The following is a 2,357-nucleotide window of genomic DNA, read 5'->3' as shown; positions in this document are numbered from 1 at the left end:
ACTTTAACCTGCTTGCACAACGCCTTGATAGTGATGTTGTGACAGAAGCTGATAGATTCGCCTTCCAAAATTGTCTTTTCTTAATGGTTTGTAGTATCCAATATGACATTCTTCCCAGTTGCTATCGGTTATTAAACCACCACCAACTGCAATTTATTGATCATTGTCGACGCTTAACTAATTTGGAGAATTCTTTAGAGAAAGTGCTAATAAGTGATGATATCGCTGAGGACACCCGCAGGGAACTCTTTCATCATTTGTTATTATTAGATCCCAGGTGGACTATCCCATTGGTTGAGGATGTGTATCCTCATTTGAGGGGTAAAAGCTTTATTATCGATCCATCAGAAGATTACGAACTGAAGTTTGTTATTTCACCTGATCAGCCGTTCAGCGAACATAAAGAAAAAGTCAAGAAAGCCTTTCTGGAGAATGGGCTTCTATATGCCAGTCAAAGGCTGCATGATGAATTCTCTGCTTTTAAACAAGGCCGGTAATTTTGTGAATAAGGTCTGATCTATTCTGACAATCTTGAATTAACAGGTTACTGTCGTTTTTCCTTGTGCCTGCTTCAGACTGAAGGCTGATCTTTATAAAAAATCATGGCCGAATAAGAGAAGCTTATTGATGTGCCAGCCATTGAATCACGGATGGATATTATAAAAGGGATATCACAATGTTTAATACTAATTCTGATAAATCGAATGATCGAATCCTGACAACTTATGCAAGTCAGAATATCTGGGCTGGCAGCCCATCCAAAGGGGCTGATAGTTCACCCAAAAGGTATCTCGATGATTCTGATCCCAGTGGCGTTTCGACCTGCGAAACGCCTTTAGCCAAGCGTCTCTGCAGTTTATCTGTTTCAGATCAGACACCCCCCAACCGGGAAGAACTGGGGGGTAAGGGGCTGTTTTTGTGGCGCATGAAAAAAGCAGATCTGTCTGTTCCGCCATTCAAATGTGTGACATCCCGGGTCATGAATGCACTTGAACAGCACCCTCTTGATACCCATTGTTTAGCCCGCTACCTTCCCATGATTGACTGTGAACTTGAGGCAGAGACAGAGATCAGCCTGACGAGGATCAGGGCACGTCTCAATGCCTTGCCACCTTCAGAGCAGACCAAAAGGAATAGCTGGCTGGCGGGTCTGGCGAAATTTATTGCCAGTGATGATTATTACGAGCAGGTTAAAGATTCTGAAGCGGCCCGACAAATCGGTGATCTGCGCAGTCAGCTGGACAGACTTGCCACATCACGGTCTGTGATTGTTCGCAGTTCCGGCATCAATGAAGATAACTACGGTGATGCCCAGGCGGGTAAATACCTCTCTTTAGTTCAGGGAGAAGAGGATATTTTGCGAACCTGTCTTAAAGTCATGGCTTCAGCTTACCAGCCTGAAGTATGCTCTGAAGGTATACCGCAACCCATGGCGCTGGTCATCCAGCAGTGTATTGATTGCAAATACGGCGGGGTCGTCATGAGCTTTCAGGCCTTTCAGGATGATACTGTCAGGGTTGAGTACACACAGGGCCAGCCCAGAGGCATTGTGGCAGGGCAGTCCGGTAACACGCCACACCGCATTGATATTTATCGCAAGGATCGCAAAGAAGAGGCTGTCAGCTCTCAATACTTTCCCGGAACGCTCTCAAGTCACTTCATCCTGCACAAGAACAATGACGGCTATTCGGAAACAAGAATTGATCATGCTGATGCTCAATCAAACGACGCTGGACAGCAACTCAGTGATGCCATGGTTGCAAAGCTCAGGGAGGTGGTGACAGAGCTGGAAGACCTTCTGCTCTGCCCCGTTGATGTGGAGTTTGCCATTGATCATCAGGATCGCCTGTTCCTGTTGCAGGTGCGCCCTGTTACCCGGCTTTCTGGCGGTATGGATTTTGCCATGCCTATACCCGAACCCGAAGAAATTCTGGCCATTGGCGAGGGTATCAGCGAAGGCTACTGCACCGGACCCCTCTGGCTGGCCAGGGAACGAGACGCAGACTCTATGTCAGAGGGAGCCATTGTCGTGGCACACCACGCTGAAGATTGGATGCTTGAGCCAGAGTTTATCAAGCGGGCAGGGGGTTTTGTCCTTGCCGAAGCAGGATTCAATGATCATGTAGCGATCTTCCTGAAACAAGAAAAAATAACCTTAATGCGTGCTGGTGAAGAGTTTGTGGCATTGGCCGCCCGGGATGGCCAACAGGCGACACTGGCCTGCGCCCGCTTTAAAGATGAGCCAGGAGCCTTCATTGTTGCCGGTGACATTACCGAAAAACTGGCCAGTCTCAGAAGCCTGTCCTCTGCTGTTTCTGATTTACCTTTAACGACAGCCGTCCCGTCACGGGATGATT

General features: G+C 47.6%; 2 protein-coding genes. Both read left to right on the top strand.

The genetic code is table 11. From position 1 onward, the window contains the following. Window positions 1-497 (top strand): hypothetical protein (locus KDK19_RS00230; RefSeq protein WP_257291087.1); only part of this gene is annotated, 497 nt, incomplete at its 5' end. Window positions 498-676: 179 nt separating this feature from the next. Beyond that, a partial coding sequence (locus tag KDK19_RS00225; protein WP_257291086.1) for a PEP/pyruvate-binding domain-containing protein occupies window positions 677-2,357 on the top strand: 1,681 nt, incomplete at its 3' end.

The organism is Endozoicomonas sp. ONNA1 (genome assembly GCF_024606325.1).
Lineage (GTDB): Bacteria > Pseudomonadota > Gammaproteobacteria > Pseudomonadales > Endozoicomonadaceae > Endozoicomonas_A.
This window is presented reverse-complemented; position numbering and strand designations above follow the sequence as displayed.